At 43.0% G+C, this 20189-nt stretch carries 14 protein-coding genes; 5 read left to right on the forward strand and 9 right to left on the reverse strand.

Features of this window, described 5'->3' with window-relative positions:
* Positions 1-302: 302 nt before the first annotated feature.
* The 4 genes from COR50_RS11945 to COR50_RS11960 all read right to left on the reverse strand — a co-directional run bounded on the left by COR50_RS11945 (position 303) and on the right by COR50_RS11960 (position 6818).
* Positions 303-2558 (reverse strand): Tex family protein, encoded by a 2256-nt coding sequence (locus COR50_RS11945; protein WP_098194194.1) that lies wholly within the window; start codon positions 2556-2558, stop codon positions 303-305.
* Positions 2559-2809: 251 nt separating this feature from the next.
* On the reverse strand, positions 2810-4396 hold the full coding sequence (locus tag COR50_RS11950) for an MFS transporter (RefSeq protein ID WP_098194195.1): 1587 nt from the start codon (positions 4394-4396) through the stop codon (positions 2810-2812).
* Positions 4397-4399: 3 nt separating this feature from the next.
* Positions 4400-5458, reverse strand: a complete 1059-nt coding sequence (locus tag COR50_RS11955) for an HlyD family secretion protein (protein ID WP_098194196.1) — start codon at positions 5456-5458, stop codon at positions 4400-4402.
* A 28-nt stretch (positions 5459-5486) separates the two neighbouring features.
* A complete protein-coding gene (locus tag COR50_RS11960; protein ID WP_098194197.1) occupies positions 5487-6818 on the reverse strand; it encodes a TolC family protein in 1332 nt (443 codons plus the stop codon).
* Positions 6819-7058: 240 nt separating this feature from the next.
* On the opposite strand from COR50_RS11960, the gene COR50_RS11965 reads away from it, so the two are divergent.
* The 3 genes from COR50_RS11965 (at position 7059) to COR50_RS11975 (ending at position 12560) form a co-directional block, all read left to right on the forward strand.
* A complete protein-coding gene (locus COR50_RS11965) occupies positions 7059-7892 on the forward strand; it encodes an AraC family transcriptional regulator (protein WP_098194198.1) in 834 nt (277 codons plus the stop codon).
* A gap of 24 nt (positions 7893-7916) precedes the next feature.
* Positions 7917-8711: a nucleoside triphosphate pyrophosphohydrolase gene (gene mazG / locus COR50_RS11970; protein ID WP_098194199.1), complete on the forward strand. Its 795-nt coding sequence runs from the start codon at positions 7917-7919 to the stop codon at positions 8709-8711.
* Between the two features lie 264 nt (positions 8712-8975).
* Positions 8976-12560, forward strand: coding sequence for a sensor histidine kinase (locus COR50_RS11975; protein WP_098194200.1), 3585 nt, complete (start codon positions 8976-8978; stop codon positions 12558-12560).
* Between the two features lie 137 nt (positions 12561-12697).
* Here the strand turns inward: COR50_RS11975 and plsX are convergent, their stop codons facing one another.
* The 3 genes from plsX to COR50_RS11990 are packed head-to-tail and all read right to left on the reverse strand — an operon-like array spanning position 12698 to position 14456.
* A complete protein-coding gene (gene plsX, locus COR50_RS11980) occupies positions 12698-13648 on the reverse strand; it encodes a phosphate acyltransferase PlsX (protein ID WP_098194201.1) in 951 nt (316 codons plus the stop codon).
* A gap of 45 nt (positions 13649-13693) precedes the next feature.
* Positions 13694-13888, reverse strand: coding sequence for a 50S ribosomal protein L32 (gene rpmF / locus COR50_RS11985; RefSeq protein WP_098194202.1), 195 nt, complete (start codon positions 13886-13888; stop codon positions 13694-13696).
* Between the two features lie 31 nt (positions 13889-13919).
* On the reverse strand, positions 13920-14456 hold the full coding sequence (locus tag COR50_RS11990) for a YceD family protein (protein ID WP_098194203.1): 537 nt from the start codon (positions 14454-14456) through the stop codon (positions 13920-13922).
* Positions 14457-14688: 232 nt separating this feature from the next.
* On the opposite strand from COR50_RS11990, the gene COR50_RS11995 reads away from it, so the two are divergent.
* Positions 14689-17118, forward strand: a complete 2430-nt coding sequence (locus COR50_RS11995) for a PAS domain-containing hybrid sensor histidine kinase/response regulator (RefSeq protein ID WP_098194204.1) — start codon at positions 14689-14691, stop codon at positions 17116-17118.
* A gap of 3 nt (positions 17119-17121) precedes the next feature.
* Here the strand turns inward: COR50_RS11995 and COR50_RS12000 are convergent, their stop codons facing one another.
* Positions 17122-18000, reverse strand: coding sequence for a fructosamine kinase family protein (locus COR50_RS12000; RefSeq protein WP_098194205.1), 879 nt, complete (start codon positions 17998-18000; stop codon positions 17122-17124).
* A 15-nt stretch (positions 18001-18015) separates the two neighbouring features.
* Between COR50_RS12000 and COR50_RS12005 the strand changes: the two genes are divergently transcribed.
* The gene (locus COR50_RS12005; protein ID WP_098194206.1) at positions 18016-19167 is read left to right on the forward strand and encodes a DUF3810 domain-containing protein; all 1152 of its coding nucleotides are present in this window, start codon (positions 18016-18018) and stop codon (positions 19165-19167) included.
* Here the strand turns inward: COR50_RS12005 and COR50_RS12010 are convergent.
* On the reverse strand, positions 19132-20079 hold the full coding sequence (locus COR50_RS12010) for an arginase (RefSeq protein ID WP_198405639.1): 948 nt from the start codon (positions 20077-20079) through the stop codon (positions 19132-19134). The genes COR50_RS12005 and COR50_RS12010 overlap by 36 nt on opposite strands.
* Positions 20080-20189 lie beyond the last annotated feature (110 nt).

The following is a 20189-nucleotide window of genomic DNA, read 5'->3' on the forward strand; positions in this document are numbered from 1 at the left end:
AGAGAAAGTATTCAATGCTGTATCAGAAGTAGCAAAGGCAGGAGCCTGTTATTTGGTGAAGTTACTGTTAATAATTGATATTCCAATATTTATTTTTTATTATTTACCTGGAACTGCTATTGGTGTTACCGTTTATCGGGATGCTGCTCTTATGTGTTATGAAGTTTTGTCATCCGCGGTACGTTGTTAGCTGTGATGAAGAGGTTAAATTCAATTGCTTATATTACTGTTGAAAGATAACAAGAAACCCGGCAATCATAGTTGCCGGGTTTGCATAAAATATTAATATCTCTACTGCCTGGTTATTTAAATTTATTTTTTAACGCTTCCAAGCTTGCTTTAAAGTCATTAACCGGCGCTTCTTTTTTCTGTGATTTCGCGGGCTCCCTTCTTCCTTCTTTTCTCGGCTCCCTGTTCCTGGAAGCTGCCGGTTCGCTATCTTTCATAGAAAGTGAAATTCTTTTTCTAGCGATGTCAATTTCGAGAACGGTAACGGTAACTTTCTGGTTTAATTTAACCGCTTCGTTAGGATTGCTAATGAATTTATTAGATAAATGGGAGATATGCACCAGGCCGTCTTGTTTTACGCCGACATCTACGAATGCACCGAAGGCCGTAATATTGGTTACGACGCCCGGTAATTGCATGCCCACTTTCAAGTCTTCCATCTTGTGAATACCTTCCGCGTATTCGAATATTGATATCTCGTCCCTTGGGTCACGGCTAGGTTTATCCAATTCTTTGAGTATATCTTCCAAGGTAAGCAAGCCTACTTCTTCGCTGACATATTCTTTTACATTGATTTTTTTACGCAATGGCTCCTGGCTCATAAGGTCCTGCACGGTGCTATTCAGTTGCTGTGCCATCTGTTCTACCAGCGGGTAGCGTTCCGGGTGAACGGCAGAGTTGTCGAGCGGGTTATCCCCATTTTCGATTCTCAAGAAACCGGCGCATTGTTCGAAGGCTTTTTCTCCCAGTCGCGGCACTTTTTTAAGCTCCAACCTGTTTCTGAAGACGCCGTTTTCCTTGCGGAACTTAACGATATTATCTGCCAAGGATGGTCCGAGGCCAGATACGTAAGCTAGCAGGTGTTTTGATGCGGTATTGAGGTTTACGCCGACATTATTCACGCAGCTCACAACTACGCGATCCAGGCTTTGTTTCAAGCTGCTTTGATTGACATCGTGTTGGTATTGCCCAACGCCGATTGATTTAGGGTCGATCTTCACCAACTCTGCCAATGGGTCAATTAGCCTTCTACCGATCGATACGGCGCCCCTCACGGTAACATCCTGGTCGGGGAACTCTTCCCTGGCCACTTCCGATGCGGAGTAAACGGATGCCCCGCTTTCGTTTACCATGAACACGATTACCTTTTTACCGAAATCAATTTTCTTTACAAATTCTTCTGTTTCCCTTCCGGCGGTTCCGTTACCTACGGCGATGGCGGCAGAATCGTAGCGGTTTACCCAAGATTGGAGTAGCTTTTCCGCATCATCCCTCTTATAGTTTTTCTCCAGCGGGAAGATCACATCGTGATCTAACATGTTTCCCTGGCTGTCGAGCGCAACTAATTTACATCCCGTACGGTAGCCCGGATCGATTGCCAAAACGGGTTTCGGCCCCAATGGAGCGGCTAATAAAAGTTGGCGTAAATTTTCAGCGAATACATCGATGGCTTCCCCATCTGCACGTTCCTTTATAAGAGCCCGGAATTCATTTTCCAAGGAGGGGCGCATCAGTCGTTTATAAGCATCCGTGATGGCCTTGGTGATTTGTTCTCCCGCTGCATTTTTCTTTTTCACGAACTGCTTGGTCAATATTTCGAGCGCATCTTCCTCGGCCGGCGCGATTGTCCCGTAAAGGAAACCTTCCGCTTCCCCGCGCAAGATGGCTAACACCCTGTGCGAAGGCATTTCCATAATGTCCTCGTTGAAGTTGAAATAATCCTTGTATTTGGCGGCTTCTTCTTCTTTGCCCTCGATAACTTTCGCGGATAATTTTCCTGTATTTGTAAATATTTTACGCACCTTATCACGTGCCTCAGCATTCTCGTTCACCCATTCCGCGATGATATCGCGGGCGCCTTTTAAAGCTTCATCATTGCTGGCAACCTGTTCGTTAATAAATGTTTGTGCAATTTCATCTAGGTTAATGTCTTCCTGCTCGAACAAAATTTTTGCAAGGGGTTCCAAGCCTTTCTCGATGGCCACTGTAGCCCTGGTTTTACGCTTGGGTTTATATGGTAAGTAAATGTCTTCCAGTTCATTCAATTGCCAGGTGCTTTCTATTTTCTCCAGCAATTCCGGCGTCATTTTCTCTTGCTCCGTGATGGTTTTAATAATGAAAGCCCGGCGATCATCCACCTCTTTATATCTCTTTTGAAGATCTTCAATGCGGGCAATTTGCACTTCGTCGAGGCTCCCGGTAACTTCTTTACGGTAGCGGCTAATAAAAGGAACGGTGGAACCTTCATTGAGCAAGTTCATCGTGTTTTCTGCTTGCTTCTTTGAAATGCCCAATTCTGCCGAGATAAGCTCAATGTGCTTTAAATTCATATTCACTTAATTTTGGAATCTTGATGCAACTTTTTTGATGGTAACGAATCGATTGTCTCCGGAATGCCGGGGCGGCAAATCTACTTAAAATGACAATCTAATAGTGAAAAATATCTGTAAATCGATTTTTTACTTTAGGAATTTTTACAATTTGAACAGGCCCGGTAAATCCCGCTTTCATGTTACTTGTCCATCCCTATTGGGAAGTACATTCCAACGGGGATACAAATATAACGATTCTGCCGTTCCGGTTAATAACCGAAAACCCTGTTGCGGAATAGGTTATAGGTTTGTTGCAAATGCTTATTGAGCAGGATAAGGATCATGAAAATGATAAATACTATGGCTAACCAGGTGAATATTTCCATGTTGCCTAATAAGAAGCTTTGTGTACGGATCGAAGCATCGAGCTGTTTATAAGCCAACTGTCCCGCGGCGCCGGAACTGTACCCCTTCGAAATGAATGTAGCCGTTAATGTGCTGAGCCGCTCTTCTGCCAAGGGGTTGGTTGCCGTAATATTACGCGATAGGGAAATGTAATGCGAGCGTTGTAAGAAAACCTGCGCATTATGGATCAGGCAAAAACCGAGGGAAGTAGCCCAAAAGCGTGTCGAAGCCCCGGCCCGGGAACCAAAAATTGCCAGGTGAGACGGCGCTTGTGCCAATATAAACATGATTAGGGGCGTGAATATCAGTCCCACGCTAAGGCCTTGCAGGTAGTATGGCAACGCGATTTCCCCGATGCCAACTTCCAGTTTGAACAGGAAGCGGAACCAATAAAGGTATATAGCCATGATGCCGAAAGAAGCGGCAAAGATATATTTTACGGGAAATTTTCTTATTAATAGGGTAGCTGCGATGATGACCCCCGTGGCGCTGCCAGCGGCATTGATCCATTGTATTTTGGCAAGGTAAAGTTGTTCCCAATGCCAAACCTGCACCATCGTAGCGTGACAAACATTCAGGGTTGCCCGGCCAATATATAAAATGATGAATAGTAATAAGCCCGATCTCAGGTTTGCGCTTTTCAAGATGTCCAGGTTAAACAAGGGCCGTTTACTGGTTTTTTGCCTGGTGATGAATAACCCGCTGAAAATAATAAATATGGTAATTCCCAAGCGGATGTCCCAGGCGTTTAACCAATATCTTTTTTCACCGTAAACCAGTACATACGTGCCTGCTACCAATAGCGCTACCAGGATTATATAACCGGCAAAATCAACTTGGTATAATGGTAATTTCCGCTCTAATCGCTTATTGTTAAAAAGTAAGATAATGATGGCTAAACCTATGATCTGAACACCGATCGCGCCGTAAATCATGTACCTCCAGTCCCATTGATCTAAAGTAAAACCTACGAGGAAATTGATGATAGCGGGAGAGCATAAGAGCACGCAATAGAAGAATGAATAAACAATCACGCGGCCAAACTTAGAGGGGAAGCGGGTAAATAAAAGTTGTATCATGACGCCGCCTGGTAATGCCATGATAAACCCATCGATCATTCTTAGCACAACAAACATTGTCATGTTTTTAACGAAGGCGCTTGCAAATAATACGACGATCGTTAATAAGTTAATGCCGATTAAATAATTCCTGGCGGCAAAGAACCTGGCAAAACGTTGTTCGATCAACATCGTGGCTATCAAGGTGCCGTATGTTAATGACATCGTAAATTGCATGTCTTCCGGTTCTATTCCGAGGTAACTGGCAGTATAGGTCGAGTTGGAATTATACAAACCCAACAGCAGCATGGCTGGTAAAATGCAAAATATCAAACCAGCTTTAATAGCCCATCCGGGCAGCCATTCCCTGAATATAGAACCTGTTTTTATCATCGCTTACTCCTTATCTTTTACTGTTACCACGGCATTCATTCCCGCCCTTAAATATTGTTGTAGGCTATCTTGTCCTGCCAGCTCAATCCTGACGGGGATCCGTTGTTCGATTTTTACGAAATTACCGGTAGCATTGTCGGGTGGTAATAACGAAAACATAGCGCCGCTCGCCGGTGATAAACTGCCGATCTTCCCTTGGAATACATGGGATCCGAAAGCATCCACCTTGATTTTAACGGCTTGTCCCTCGTGTAAATGTTGAATTTGTGTTTCTTTGAAATTGGCGGTGATCCATTTTTCGTCACTTACCATCGCAACCAAGGTTTGTCCTTCACGCAGCAGTTGGCCGGGTTGAATGGTACGTTTACCCACGTAACCATCGAAAGGAGCGGTGATCACCGTATAAGAAAGGTAGAGTGCGGCATTGTTTTTGGCTGCTTCCCGCGCTTTGACCAAGGCGGTTGCCGTGGGAATGCGCGAGGCGGCTTCGTTGCTGCCGATTTCCGTGCTGGTAATACTGTTTTCAATTTCCTTTAAATGCGCTTGCGCCGATACGTATGCTGTTTTAGCTTGTTCGAATTGTTGCTCCGTTACAGCTTCGTCCTTCAATAAATTTTGAAAACGTTTATAATCTTGCCCGGCTTTCCAGGCTTGTGCTTCGGCTGCTTCCAATTGTGCTTTTCGCACGGGGATGTTACTGGCTGAAGCGGCAGCGCCTTCCTGCAATACGTGGATGTTCATCTTGGCATTTTCAAGGTCGGCCTCCGCCATGGCTAGTTTTGCTTTATATTCTCGGTCGTCGATAATAACCAGTGTATCGCCGGCGTGAACAAACTGGTGTTCCCGGAACTTTATTTCCTTGATATAACCATTTACCCTACTGGCAACCGGTGTGATATATTGATCTACCTGTGCATCATTTGTTTGTTCATGGTTACGGTAATAGATATAAAACCATATACCTGTTACTAAACCGGCAAGCACTATAATACTTGCTAGGATCACAGCAATAGCGTTCGTGATCTTTGCAAGTAAATTTTTCGATGTTTTTATATTGTTCATAATATTAATAGCTCAATTGTAGTATGATTTAAAGAGAACCGGTGATGTATTGCAATTCATACCATTTTTTCTGCGTTTCGATCCTGGTGGATGAAGCATTGAATTGCGCGGCGAGTAATTCGTTATCCGCATCGATCATATCGGTAATTAAAGCCAGTTGGTTCAAATATTTTTGTTTTACGATCCTGTAATTTTCTGTCGCCTGCCGGATAGCATGCTCCGTGATATCAATCTTGTCAATATATTCATTGTACTTGGTGACCGCCGTATGGACTTGTTGCGAAACTTGTTCCTTGGCAATTTCTATCCGTAAATCCTGCAAGCTGAGTTCTTGCGCTGCCATTTTTACTTTTTTCTTATTGGTAAATAATTTTGTAATGCTAAAGTTGATATCAACCCCGGCCATACCAAGATGGTACCAGTTCGGATCGGGTGGGAAGAAGTAATAATTAGGGTAATTTAACCCGTATGAACCAACGAGATCAACGGTGGGTAATATATTACCTTTAATGATCTTCCTTTCTGTTTCCAGGATACTTTTTTCCTGTTTCAATATTTTGATATCATCTTGTTGCCCGTATGATAACTGCAAATTTTTATTAACGGATGCCCTGCTAAAAGCTGCTTTCACCAAGCCCGGCGTATCAATAGTAACGGCTGTATTTTCATCCAGCTCCAGCCAAAGTTGCAATTGGTGTAAACTGATTTCAATATCATTTTTTACCGATAGTAAATTCATCTGCTGCTCAGACAATTGAAGTTGTGCCCTCAATATTTCATTCTTCGTAACCAGGCCGTTGTTCTTCAATGATTTAACCTGTTCCAACCGGGTTTGTTCTTCCTTGATATGTTCTTCTACCAAGCGTTGCATTTCCATGAGTTTATAAATGTCCAAGTATAGTTCATGGATTTGTAGGCGTACTTGTCTTTCTGTTTGCGCTGTTTTCAGAACGGATAAATCCACTTCTTGGGCGCCTTTCTTGATCATCTGTTGAATTTTGCCACCCTTGTAAATGGGAAGTTTGGCTTCCATCGTAAAATCAACTTTATCATGGATCGTTTTATAGGTTACCGGGTCTTTTAAACCCCGGTCGTATTGAACCAGGTTGCCCAGGCGCATGTAGTTGCCATGGAATCCGACCTCCGGTACTTTTTCATCCGCAAGCTGCCCCGCCTTTGTTTTAGCGATGCCGGTTTGCAACCGGGCATTACGGATATGTTTGTTAATATCCATGCTTAATGAAATGGCTTCCTGCACGGAAATATGTTTTACAGGCGCTTGTGCTTTTACAGTAGAATGTATGATGCACAACGCGAACAAGTAAATGATTTTGTTAATATAAAATATGCTTTTGCCCATGTTTACTATTCCTCCTTATTGTACCCCGGCTTTTCCCAACATGACAATACAAGTTCATATCCATGAATCGATACATGAATGATGAAAAAAGATGTAATATGTTAGCGTATTAAGTTGAGATCAGTGAAATTTGGGATGGGTTGTCATCCTTTTGGGGACCCTTGAATTTCTAATGCAAAATTACGGAATGTTGGAAAGGTATAATTATTTAAATTTGACAATCATTTATTCATTTCTGCCATGTTGAGAGCGCCCGATTATTTGTTGGAAGTTGACATGAATCCTACCGATGTTTATTGCAGCCACAGCCGCATGCAGGAAATTCATTTACCTACCCATAAGCATCTGAAAGGCCAATTTTTGTATACTGAAGGAGGAATCGTTCACCTGGAAACGGAAGCGAAGACCTATTTTATCCCCGCCCGGCATTTTATGTGGATTCCGCCGGGATTAAACCATAGCATTACGGCAAATAAATCTACGGTCATGCTACGGAATCTTTATTATCCTGTTAGTAAACAAGACCAGGAATTTTACCGTAATATCGGCATTTATCCTGCGAGCGACCTGTTGCTGGAAATGCTTACATATACGAAGCCTTGGAGCGGGCGGCATATTGATAGAAGTGATCCCCGCGATTTTACTTTCATCATGGCTATCAAGGCCATCTTGCCCGATATTAGCAAATACAGTGTACCTTTAGCCTTGCCTTACCCTAAGGATGAACGCTTGTTGGAAGTGATTCGCTATATGTACCGGCATATCGATGACCCTTTGCAATTACCTGCCCTGGCGAAGCAATTCGGGTTTAGCGAGCGTTCGTTATCGCGGCTCTTCCAGCAGGATGTCGGGATGTCTTTCTTACAATTTTTTAAAATTCAAAGGTTGTTGAGGGCCTTGGAATTGCTTTTAGATGGGAAATATGCCATCAGCGAGATTGCCATGATGGTCGGATATTCAAGTTTGCCTACTTTTAGTAATACATTTAACAGCATCCTGGGTGTCAGGCCCACTGAATATGTAAAATTGAGGGGAGTACGTAATAATAAAGACGGTACACCGAAAGCTCGCTAATTTTATTTTAACTTGCTGATCGATATGAAAACAGAAAACAAAGCATTGGGATACTCGTTCGAAAGATTATTGACAATTATGGAAGATCTCAGGGAGAAATGTCCATGGGATCGTAAGCAGACGATACAGTCACTCCGGCAATTGACAATTGAGGAGCTATACGAATTGGTAGATGGGATAACGGTAGAGGATTGGCCGGGGATCAAGGAAGAGTTGGGGGACATCCTGTTACATATCGTTTTTTATGCCAAGATAGCTTCCGAACAATCACAATTTAATATAGATGATGTAATAAATGCCGTTTGTGATAAACTGGTGGCCCGCCACCCCCATATTTACGGTGATGTGAAATTGGAAGATGCGGAACAGGTAAAACAGAATTGGGAAAAGCTGAAACTGAAGGAAGGAAAGAAAAGTGTCCTTTCCGGCGTACCGAAATCATTGCCGGCGCTAGTGAAGGCAATGCGCTTGCAAGAAAAGGCCAAGCAGGTCGGCTTTGAATGGGAACATACGCACCAGGTTTGGGATAAAGTGCAGGAAGAACTGGCGGAGCTCCAATCCGCGGTTGCCCAAGGGGACCAGGATGCCATGGAAGATGAGTTTGGGGATGTAATGTTTGCATTGGTGAATTATTCCCGCTTTCTAGGGGTAGATGCCGAGAACGCATTGGAAAGAACCAATAAAAAATTCATTTCCCGCTTTCAAAAGATTGAAGATATGGCAAGGGAAAAGGGACTCAGCCTGTCTTCCCTTGATCTCGCCGCTATGGACGAACTTTGGAACGAGGTAAAGCGCCGTGAAAAGGCGGGCGAAAAATAGGCATATTCTTTGTGCCCTAGCGAGATACCCTTTTCATGATCCCTGTAAAATTTTCAAACACTGATAGAAATCAAGGAAATACGGCTTTTTATTTTTAGAAATGGCTACCTGCTGATTATCGCGGCATGGTTATTCACCATCGCGTTCGGGTTTAATAACTATTGGACGTATTACTCTTCGCCGCAGGGAGTTAAAAGAAGCATTGAAAAAGGAATCCAGGAGCAGGAAACCAAGTTCCAGGAGATAGCTTCAGATACCATCTTGATGCAACAGCTATTGCAAAGGAAATATTCTGAAAGCGAATTAAAATCATTATACCAGCGGGATATTTATGTATATACTTACGATGTTAGCGAGGAAGGTAACCGCTTAACTTTCTGGAGTACCAACAGTATCGTTCCCGATGATTGGGCCAAGAGGCCAAAAGTTGGTACCTATTTTAAAAAGCTCAACAATGGTTTTTACGTAGAGCTATCCAAGCAGATTGGACATGAAGATGGGCATACGCAATTTTTAGTGGGTTTGATCCCGGTAAAGTTTGAATATTCTATTAACAATAATTATTTAGCGAATACTTTTTATAAGAAGCCGGCTATCAGCGATTCTTATTCTATCCATGACGGCCCGCCGGGCATGCCGGTTTATAGTAAAAACAATGATGTATTATTTTACCTATACTATAATCCCACCACGCTATATAATACCCCCAGCTTAGCAAGTATTATCTTGATTTCGTTGGGCTGTATCTGCATCCTGGTGTTTATCAACCTCGTGGGAAGTTTCTTAGCTAAGCGTTTTAATCCTTTATGGGGCTTCTTGCTATTGCTGGTAGTCGTCATCAGCTTCAGGGTAATTACCTATTTATACCCTTTCCCGTTCGATTGGAGGGCGCTAAATTTGTTCTCGCCTACGATCTATGCCCGCGATGATGTTTTTAGATCACTGGGGGACCTATTATTAAATGTGTTGCTTGTAACCTGGCTCGTGCTCTTCTTCAGGCAGCATGTCCGAACGATTAAACCGCCTGTATTGAAGAAGAAATGGCAATTGTGGTCGGTAATCGTATTGTCGGGATTCATGATGTACGTGGTAGGACAGTTTCTCTCTGACCTGATGCGTAGCTTGGTGATTGACTCCCGTATTTCTTTTGCAGTAACGGATTTTTTGAGCCTTACTGAATACAGCGTAATCGGTACGATTGTCGTAGGTTTTATTGCTATCAACTTCTTGTTTTTTTCCCAGATAGTAAACTATTTATTAAACCAATTAACAGATTTCCAATTCAGGAGTAAATACCTTTTCCTAGCTATTACTGGCCTGTTGTGGTTGTTATTGAGAATAAAAGATCCAGAGTTCGGATACTCGGTTGCATTGATGATTTGGCTGTTAGGTTACGTGGTGATGCTCGACCTGTTGACCCAGAAGTTCGAAAGCAGCCCGGCCTCCGTGCCATTCCTGTTTTGGATGCTGGTGATGACTATCACGACTTCCGCGGTATTGATTTATTACAATGGCCAAAAGGAGTTGACACAGCGCATGCGGATGGCAGATATTATCTCCCAGCAGAAGGATCCCTACCTCGAAACCTTATTGATGGATGTCGGGGACAGGATGCAGCACGACGATTTTGTAATTGCATTCTTTTTAAATAAGTCGAGACGTTATAAAGAAGTATTGCGAACAGAACTGGATAAAAAATATTTTACCGGTTACCTGGCAAAATTTGATAGCAAACTGTATACATTCGATGAAAAAGGTAAAGCGGTATATAATAGCGATACAACGAGTTATATTAATTTCCTTGAAGAGTTTCAGCCTACTTCCGATTTGATGGCGAAGCAGGCAGACAAAGATTTATATTACCACGAAAGAAGTTACGGTGATTACAGTTATATCGGCAGTAAAAAAGTTATCAATTCAGAAGATAGCTCGACACTGGGTTATATTATGTACATCGTCACGCCGGAAGTTGCCCAAAAGGAGAAACTTTATCCCGAATTGCTAATTGACGGTGAAACATTGGATAACGAGGTCGAATTGACTAGCAATTATTCTTATGCAGTTTATGACAAGGGGGATTTAGTTACCAATTATAATGATTTCCAATTTCCGGTGAAGCTTTATGCAGCTGATATTCCTACAACAGATTACGCGGTGAAAGATATATCGGGGTATTCAAAACTATATTACAAGGCATCGAAGGACAAGCTCGTGATCATAGTAAAGAAGAACCGGGACTTCGTGGAGTTTATCACCTTATTTGCATACATGTTTTGCCTGTTCTTATTGATTATCGCTATTTACAGCATCCTGGATTTACTGGTGAAAGCGAGGATGCGGATGGCCAATATCAAGGATATGTTGAACATCACGATACGCCGGAAAGTGCAGGGGACTATTATTTTCGTGGTGTTGTTTGCATTCATCGTACTTGGTGTTACTACAATCCTTTTTTACATCGATAGGTACCAGGTTGATAATAAGAAAATGTTGAGCAAGTCGCTACATGACATTTCTGTAGAGATAGAAAACATTTTTGCTACGCAAAGGATGTTTGATGCATTGGAAGGTATTTATGATCCGATCTTCCAAGCAAAGTTGTCAAATTCCATTACTAAGATTGCGGACGAACATAATGTAGATATCAACGTTTACGATACAGACGGGAAGCTACAACTCGGTACGCAGCCTTTAATTAACCAGAAAGGTTTGATCTCAACAAAGATTAACCCGATGGCATTTTACGAATTATCGGGATTGAATAAAATTCAATTTATACAGTCCGAGAAGATCGGTAAGATGCAATACCTATCCGGTTACATGCCACTGCGTGAACAAGGGGAAGTATTCGCTTATATCAATATCCCTTATTTTGCTACGCAGACAGAATTGAATCAACAGATTTCCACTTTCCTCGTGGCATTAATAAATATTAACGCTTTTATATTCCTGATCGCGGGCATACTGGCAATATTGATCACCAATAGCATTACCAAGTCGTTCTCATTGGTAGCAGAGAAATTGCGCGGTGTCAACCTGGATCAAGCAAATGATCAGATCGAATGGAACCGCAACGACGAGATTGGCGCCCTTGTAAAGGAGTATAACAAGATGGTTTTACAATTGGAAATCAGTGCCAACCAATTGGCTAAAAGTGAAAGGGAAGGAGCTTGGAGAGAAATGGCTCGGCAGGTGGCCCACGAAATAAAGAACCCTTTAACGCCGATGAAGCTGAGCATCCAGTACCTTCAACGGGCCATTGCCAATGATTCCCCTAATGTTAAGGATCTTTCTAAGAACGTTGCTAACACATTGGTAGAACAGATTGAACACTTGGCCAATATCGCGTCAGACTTCTCGGCGTTTGCCAAGATCAGCGAGGGAAATAACGAAGCGGTGCATTTAAACGAAATGCTCCGCTCCTTAACGGGCTTATACCAAAGTTTGCCGGAATGCAGCGTGCATTACCATGAACCGGCTAAGGATCTTTACGTTTGGGCCGATAAAACCCAGTTGAACCGTTTATTTACCAACCTGTTGCAGAACGCCATTCAAGCCATGGATGAAACGGTTGTTGGCCGAATCGATGTAGGAATACAGGAACTCGGCGGGGAACCTCCATATGTAACGGTAGCCATCCGCGATAATGGCCAGGGGATCCCGGAAGACGTTCGCCCTAAAATTTTTGAACCTAATTTCACGACGAAATCATCCGGTACGGGGCTCGGTTTGGCGATGTGTAAAAACATTGTTGAACATGCCCATGGGGAGATATGGTTCGTGACCGCTACCGGCCAAGGAACGACCTTTTACGTGAAATTGCCCTTGATGGAAGGTGTTCTAGCGTAGAGACAAGGCATGCCTCGTCTCTACATTCGCGTCCTTCCTCCCCGTTCTAGCCTCCCTCAAATAAAAAAACGCTACCGGTTATACCGGCAGCGTTAAATATTTTCAAGGCAGATGGACAAAGTCATCCCCGGAAAAGGTTATTCAACCTTAGTAGGAAAGCTTTCCTTTATTTTATCCAGCAATTTCGTTTCGATCATCTTTTCTGCCAGTACGATCATGTTCTTAAAAGCGGTAGCTTTAGAGATGCCGTGACCGATGATAACAGGTTCGGATACACCGAGAACGGGAGTGCCACCGTAAGTCTCAAAATCAAAACGGGCGATGTATTCATCCTGGATATTCCTTCTCACGGAGAGGTCATAGAATGATTCGGCCATTTTTAGGATTACGTTCCCAGTAAAGCCTTCACAAACGACTACATCCGCTTTATCCGTAAATACATCCCTACCTTCGACGTTACCGATGAAATGGATTTGCTCGTTTTCTTTCAGCAGTGGGTAAGTCGCTTGCGCTAGCAAGTTTCCTTTACCTTCTTCTTCACCGATATTCAATAATCCAACTTTGGGTTGTGGCACCCCGAGGATGTACTGCGAGTATAAAGAACCCAAAACAGCGAATTGAACGAGATTTTCCGGTTTACAATCGGCATTGATACCCGCATCTAATAAAGTATTAGCGGAGCCGTCTTCGCGGGGGAGGGGAGTAGAGATTGTAGGTCTTTGTATACCATCAATAGGTTTGATAGAATAGATAGCGCCTACCATCATAGCCCCCGTATTACCGGCGCTGATAAAGGCATCTATTTTCTTATGCTGTAAGAGATAGAAACCTATCGCGATAGAGGATTGTTGTTTTTCCTTCAGCGCTTTGGTAGGATGTTCATTCATCCCGATTACTTGGGATGAATGAACGATCGAATATTTTGATTGGTCCAACTGGGCATCAGCGATAAGAGGTAACAAAGCTTGTTCGTCACCAATCAGCACCAGGTGCACATTTGTAGCAACGGTGTCTAAAAATAGTTTTACTCCTTTTACTGCTTCCAGGGGCGCAAAATCGCCACCCATCATATCTAGCCCGATTCTCATGCAACTATGTATTTGTCTGTTAGCTCGGGTGTAAAAATAGTAAAATTATTTAGTGTTGGCTTGTTTTTCCAATACAACTTTACCCTTGTAGAATAACTTGTTTTCTACCCAATGAGCACGGTGTCTCAAATGCACTTCGCCAGTAGCACTGTCTGTGCTTAATGTGTCAGCAACTGCCTTGTAATGCGTTCTTCTCTTAGCTGATCTTTGCTGAGAATGTCTGCGTTTAGGATTTGGCATTTTATTTAATTTTTAATTGTCCGAATTAAAATTAATTGTCTCTAAATTTTTCCAAGTCTTTCCAGATTGGATTTGATGCATCGTTTGCTTGCTGGCGCATCTTTTCCAGCATTTCTATTACCTTTGGATCGCAACCGCTCTTACCCTCGCTGTTGTCCGGGTGAATGCGCTGCATGGGAATACTCAGGTTGATGAATTCGTAGATCCAATCGGCTACGTTGACATGGGAATCTGTCTGCGAAATATATTTCACATCAGGATCGCCGGTGTCGTTCATCTCGCCGGGGTTTTCAACCAGTTTTACCACCTGGTCAAAATCATCCCATAGTTGCATTTCGAACGGCTGACCGCAACGGTCGCACGTTACAGTAACCGTACCGCCAATTTCGAACTTTAGCATGAAGAAGTTACTTTTTTTGTCAAATTGTAACTTCACCGTAGCTTTACAATTACTAAAGTCCTGTTGGCCATAGTTTTCAAAGAAACTATCATTAATTTCGTACTGAAACGTATGAACCCCGGGTTTTAGTCCTACAAAGGCTATATCAAATTCTCGGAGTTGTTTCATAACAAAAAACCTCGCTTTAAGAGGGATGCAAAGGTAATTAAATATTTGCAAATGCAAAAATTTAGCGAAAAACCTGTTTGCTTTTAAATTTAATATATTATTTATTGCAAAAAAATCAGATATTTACCGCTAATCATATAGCATTGTTTCGAGCATAAGCTTTAAGAACTTACGACTGGACCAGATTCTATGAAGCCCTGTAAATATCCCTATTTGATTTTTTATTTGAATTATGACTTTTAAAGGAAGACCCGGTATCAAAAAATCTAAAAGAACTCCAGAAAATCCCCTCCAACGTGGCGCCAACAACGTGCCGCCAACCGGTGTTTTGTCCCTACCCATCCTGTCTTTCCTGCAAAACTCGAATGCCGGGATGCTGGTAACCGACGAAAAACACCGTTTTATTTGGGCCAACGAGATTTACCTGGATTATTTCTCCGCTCTTCCTACATTTCTTGATGACTTCTTTCATCAACCCTATAACGGCGTAATCGAATATATGAAGCCTTACGTACTCTTTCCCGATGCTTTCGAAATGAAAATGAAAGAGTTACGGAGAAAGAAAAAACCGTATTTCGGTTGGGAGCTTCTCTTTTCAGACGGCGCTATCCGCGAAGTTAGCTATATCCCCATTTTTGAAAAAAAATCTTTCCAGGGCAGCGTATGGCAAATCGTGGATGTTACCAAGCAAAAACGCGAACAAATGGCTGTCCGCGATTATGCGAATAAATATAGTGTTGTCTTAAATCACCTGAACGCGGCTGTTTGCGAAACTGATGTCGACGGAAATATCACCCATGTTCACCATAGCTTTTGCCGCCTTTCAGGCTATTCCGAAGAGGAATTAATCGGTCAGAATATCACGGAACTATTCGTTCCCCAGGAAAGCCGCGAATATGCTAGGAACTTGAGGAAGTACCGGGTAGATAACAATGTGCCGCTATTGTACGACCTGGAAATTATTTTGAAAGACGGTACCCGCAAATGGGTGCTGGCCAGTTCCAGCAATATTTACGATGCTGCCGGCAAACCCGTTGGCGGCGTTGGGATCCATATGGATATCACGGCGCAAAAACTCCAGCAAATTGAACTGGAGAAAGCCCGCCATGCCGCGGAAGAGGCCCAGCGTATCCAGAAAGAGTTCCTGGCTAATATGAGCCATGAAATCCGCACACCGTTGAACGCCATCATCGGTATGATACATTTGTTGAATGAAACGGCGCTCGATGAAGATCAGAAGGAATATATCAAGATATTAAAACATTCCTCCGGCATCTTGCACGACCTTATCACCGATATCTTGGATATCAGCAAGATCGAAGCCGGTAAGCTGGATGTGAATCCGAGGGAATTTGATTTGAGGGAATTGGTACAGTCCATGACGGAAACCTTCCAACTGAAATTGGGGCAAAGACCGATCAAGTTGACGGTCGAATTTGACAAGCAGCTGGATTCCTTATTGGTCGGAGATGATAAGTTATTGAACCAAATCCTGATGAATTTACTCGGAAATGCTGAAAAGTTCACAAAGGAAGGGGAAATTGCCCTTTCCGTGGACCTGGACCGGCGCATCGGTAATACGGTGTGGGCTAAATTCAGGGTTTGCGATACCGGCATCGGGATAAAGAAAGATAAACTGGAACTAATCTTCCAAAATTATAAACAGGCCGAAAAGGATATCCGTGAGCGTTACGGGGGAACCGGTTTAGGCCTGGCCATCGCCAAACAATTGGTAGAATTGCAGGGCGGACAAATCTATATCGAGGAAGCGCCCGTATTTAATACTTGTTTCACTTTTACTTTGCCACTGGCCGATACGGGAAAACCGTTGATGCCTACCAGCGAGCTGGAACAGAAATATGCCAGGATCAATTTCGGTAGCTCCAAGGTATTGGTAGTGGAAGACAACCAGATGAACCTGAAGTATATCTTGAGTTTACTCGAAAAATATAAGATCGATTACCAACTCGCAACCAATGGCCCGGATGCGCTTTATTTCCTGAATTCTAAACAATTTGACCTGGTACTGATGGATATCCGTATACCCGGGATGGATGGTTTCGAATTGGCCAAGAAGATCCGGGAAGATGAAAGTAAACCAAATGTAGCCACACCTGTTATTGCTACCACGGCTGCCGCGGTGCCCAGTACCATTACGAAGGCGAGGGTCATCGGTATCACCGATATATTAACAAAACCATATACACCGGATCAACTGTTACTGATCCTGAATAAATATTTGAACGAAGACGAAACTGAACTAATAATGGAAGTTCCCAACTACAGTGGTTATGAATTTCATCCGAAACTGGATGTTCGATACCTGAACTCTTTATACGAAAGTAATATCGGGTACGCGGTCGATCTGTTTGAAATATTCGTAATGACGATGGAAGAGGAGATGCAAAAGTTGCTCAATACGGCGAAGAACAAGGATTTGGAACAACTGAAATTCCAAGTACATAAAATCAAACCCAACTTTTCGATGGTGGGACTGACCTGGATAACCGGGAAAATGGAAACCTTAGAAGATTACCTGCGCAAAAATAATGATGTAGACGTAGTTACTGAAATGTTGACTTCCGTTCAGCAAGAAGTAATTGAATTTTTCCCGATCATCAAGGAAGAACTGGGAAAGATGCAAGACTTTATCAAGAAATAAATTTTAGAAAGCCCTTACGATCTCGCGGATGCTGTTATAATAGCTGCCGCCAAAGAGGATATAATGCACCAGCAATGGGTATAACTGGCAAATGCCGATCCGCTGTTGCCAACCCGGTTGCAACGGGTAAGTTTTATCGTAGGCCTGGTAAAAACGGTTGTCGAAACCGCCGAACAAGCGGGTCATAGCCAAATCCATCTCGCGGTAACCGTAATAAATAGCGGGATCGTAAACATATGCCTGTCCTTTTTTGCCAACCATAAAATTACCTGACCATAGATCGCCATGCAATAATGACGACGGTTCACCGGGGAAAATCTGCGGAAAGCGCTTGCAAAGTGCTTCTAATTGCTGCGCCAACGTTTTGTCGAGCTGATGCTCATCGTAAGCCAGCTTTACCAGGGGCATAATACGGTTGAATGCATAAAAAACGGGCCAGTTGTTATAAGGGGTATTGTATTGCTTTATAGAACCGATATAATTCGATTCATTTAAGCCGAAATAAGGCTGCGATTGCCGGTGAAGCTGCGCTAAACCGGCGCCAAAATGCTCCCAGAAATCATGCCTGGCAGCTTCTTTGGGAATGTACTCCGTTACGAGGTAAGCGGCATTGCCCACATGGCCATACAGGTAAGGCTCGGGAACCGCGATGCTTCTGGCCGCTCTCAAGGCCTGTAATCCATGTAATTCTTTTTGAAAGATTTTAGGGAATTTTTTATGATCGTTTATTTTTAGAAAATAGTCACCTTCATTGGTGGCGATTTTATATGTGAAATTAATATCGCCGCCATATAACTTTTCTGATTGAATTATCTGTATTTTCACCCCGAATTTTGCAGAGAGTTTTATTGCAATATCTTGGAGTAATTTATCATCGATCATGTTCCTAAAATAATTATGGAGAACCGCGTCAATTTTAAAATCAAGTTTATAAGGATTGCACTTTCTTTATTGGTGATTGCAATAGTACAGTTTTTACTCAATGCAAATATACGGCTCGCTGATTTTTATTTCCATAGATGGTACGTTTCTATAAGTAAGGGTTTAAGGTATGTTTTGGGTAATGTCCCGTTTAGTATAGGTGACGTAATATACACAACATGGATCATAATAGGGATTGTTTTTTTATTTAAGATCGTATTTAATGCTGTACGCGTAAAATGGAGGGAGGCCGCGTATATACTCTTACAAGCGGTTCACTCGGTATTGCATATTTACCTGGCTTTCCTGCTTTTATGGGGATATAATTACCAGAGGAACTCCGTGGAGGAGGATTTTAATTTGCCGCCGTCAGCCCATTATGATGCAAATTCTTTATACCGTTTATCGGATACGCTGGTCAACATGGCTAACGGGGAACTGGAAATGATCTTCCGGGAAAAGTTAGATCGCGATCTTCCCAAGGAACAGTTGTTCGGGATGGCGGCAGCAGCATATGATCGCTTAGCTACAGAAAATGTACATCTAAATTATACTTATACTTCTATTAAACCTTCGTTATATAACAAGTGGTTGAATTATATCGGGGTAACCGGTTATTTAAACCCCTTTACCAACGAAGCGCAGGTAAATACCTCTGTGCCGGGTTTCACTTTACCTTTTACTACTTGCCATGAAATCGCCCACCAGCTCGGTTATGCACCGGAAGAGGATGCTAATTTCGTAGGTTTCGTCGTAGCTAGCCAAAGTAAAGATCCCCGCTTCCGGTACTCGGCGCATTTCGAAATGCTACTGTACAGCGTGCGTATGCTGGGGCGACAAAATGACTCGTTGGCGCAGGTGATCTTGGAAAAAACCTTGCCGGGTATCCGGGAAGATTACAAGACCTTGAGAACTTTCTATGAAAATTATCAAGGTCCTGTAGATGATTATTCGAGGTTGCTGTATGATCAATATTTAAAAGCAAACCAACAGGAAATGGGGGTACAGAGCTATAGCGAAGTTGTACGCTGGTTGTTGGTTTACTATGGAATAAGCGCCGCGGCGCCACCGATCCCGATTGACACTTTACAGTCAGTTCATCATCAATACGTTGACACTACGTTGTAAGATGTTGAACGCAATTTCTGCCATCAGGTTTTCACGATCCAGGGTAGGGTTGACCTCTGTTATTTCAAAGCAGCAAATTTTACGGTGCTGCATGAACTTGGAGATCAGGTCTTCCGCTTCCCTTTCCCTCAAACCGTTACTAACGGGGGTGCCGGTTCCTTTCGAAATCGAGGAATCCAGGCTGTCCACATCGAACGAGATATAAATTAAATCGCAATCACTTAAATAGCGAAATACGCTCCTGGCAACATTTTCCGGACCTTTTCTTCGCACTTCGCTGGTCGTGATCACCTTCATGCCATATTTTTTTATCAGGTAATCTTCTTCCTTTTCATAATCTCTTAATGAAATAAAGACGATGTCTTCAGGTAATACCTTCGGAGAGATTTTGCCGATATTTTTTAAGGCGCTCCAAGCTTTGGTCGTATTTTCATCCAACTCATGGACCTTGCAATCCAGGTTATCTTCTGCAATAGCGGTTGCCAGGGGCATCCCGTGCATGTTTCCGGAAGGCGTGGTATACGGCGTATGCAAATCGGCATGCGCATCTATCCAGATCACGCCCAGTTTAGCTTGTGGATGCGCCATTTTAAGCCCGGCGATGGTAGCTCCCGCGGTACTGTGGTCGCCACTTAAAACTACCGGGAACCAATTTTGCTTAACTGTATCACATACACTTTTGCTGATCCTGTCATACATGGTGTACGTACCTTTAATGCGCTTGGCATAAGGGGATTCGATCGGTTCAAATAGGAGCTTGTTCTCCGTTTCGATTTCCTCGGTTGGAAAATGAACAAAAAAGCTACTCATAAAATCCAGTGCGGCTATTTTGATAGCATCTACACCGAGACTGGCGCCCCGTGTTCCGGCTCCGATTTCCGACTTTACTTCTATGATTTTTATGTTTTTCATAATACTATTGGCAAGCTACGGGAATTTAACGGAAGTCCCAAGGCAGTTACAAAATGAAGTAAGCGCCAACCGCCGCAGGCTAATGCTCCAACGGTCTTGCCTAAACGATA

The sequence above is a fragment of the Chitinophaga caeni genome, assembly GCF_002557795.1.
GTDB classification, from domain to species: Bacteria; Bacteroidota; Bacteroidia; order Chitinophagales; family Chitinophagaceae; genus Chitinophaga; species Chitinophaga caeni.

Coding starts and splice junctions, on each gene's coding strand:
- COR50_RS11945 (WP_098194194.1), bottom strand. CDS start 2,558: ATGAATTTAAAGCACATTGAGCTTATCTCGGCAGAATTGGGCATTTCA.
- COR50_RS11950 (WP_098194195.1), bottom strand. CDS start 4,396: ATGATAAAAACAGGTTCTATATTCAGGGAATGGCTGCCCGGATGGGCT.
- COR50_RS11955 (WP_098194196.1), bottom strand. CDS start 5,458: ATGAACAATATAAAAACATCGAAAAATTTACTTGCAAAGATCACGAAC.
- COR50_RS11960 (WP_098194197.1), bottom strand. CDS start 6,818: ATGGGCAAAAGCATATTTTATATTAACAAAATCATTTACTTGTTCGCG.
- COR50_RS11965 (WP_098194198.1), top strand. CDS start 7,059: ATGTTGAGAGCGCCCGATTATTTGTTGGAAGTTGACATGAATCCTACC.
- mazG (WP_098194199.1), top strand. CDS start 7,917: ATGAAAACAGAAAACAAAGCATTGGGATACTCGTTCGAAAGATTATTG.
- COR50_RS11975 (WP_098194200.1), top strand. CDS start 8,976: ATGCAACAGCTATTGCAAAGGAAATATTCTGAAAGCGAATTAAAATCA.
- plsX (WP_098194201.1), bottom strand. CDS start 13,648: ATGAGAATCGGGCTAGATATGATGGGTGGCGATTTTGCGCCCCTGGAA.
- rpmF (WP_098194202.1), bottom strand. CDS start 13,888: ATGCCAAATCCTAAACGCAGACATTCTCAGCAAAGATCAGCTAAGAGA.
- COR50_RS11990 (WP_098194203.1), bottom strand. CDS start 14,456: ATGAAACAACTCCGAGAATTTGATATAGCCTTTGTAGGACTAAAACCC.
- COR50_RS11995 (WP_098194204.1), top strand. CDS start 14,689: ATGACTTTTAAAGGAAGACCCGGTATCAAAAAATCTAAAAGAACTCCA.
- COR50_RS12000 (WP_098194205.1), bottom strand. CDS start 18,000: ATGATCGATGATAAATTACTCCAAGATATTGCAATAAAACTCTCTGCA.
- COR50_RS12005 (WP_098194206.1), top strand. CDS start 18,016: ATGGAGAACCGCGTCAATTTTAAAATCAAGTTTATAAGGATTGCACTT.
- COR50_RS12010 (WP_198405639.1), bottom strand. CDS start 20,079: ATGAAAAACATAAAAATCATAGAAGTAAAGTCGGAAATCGGAGCCGGA.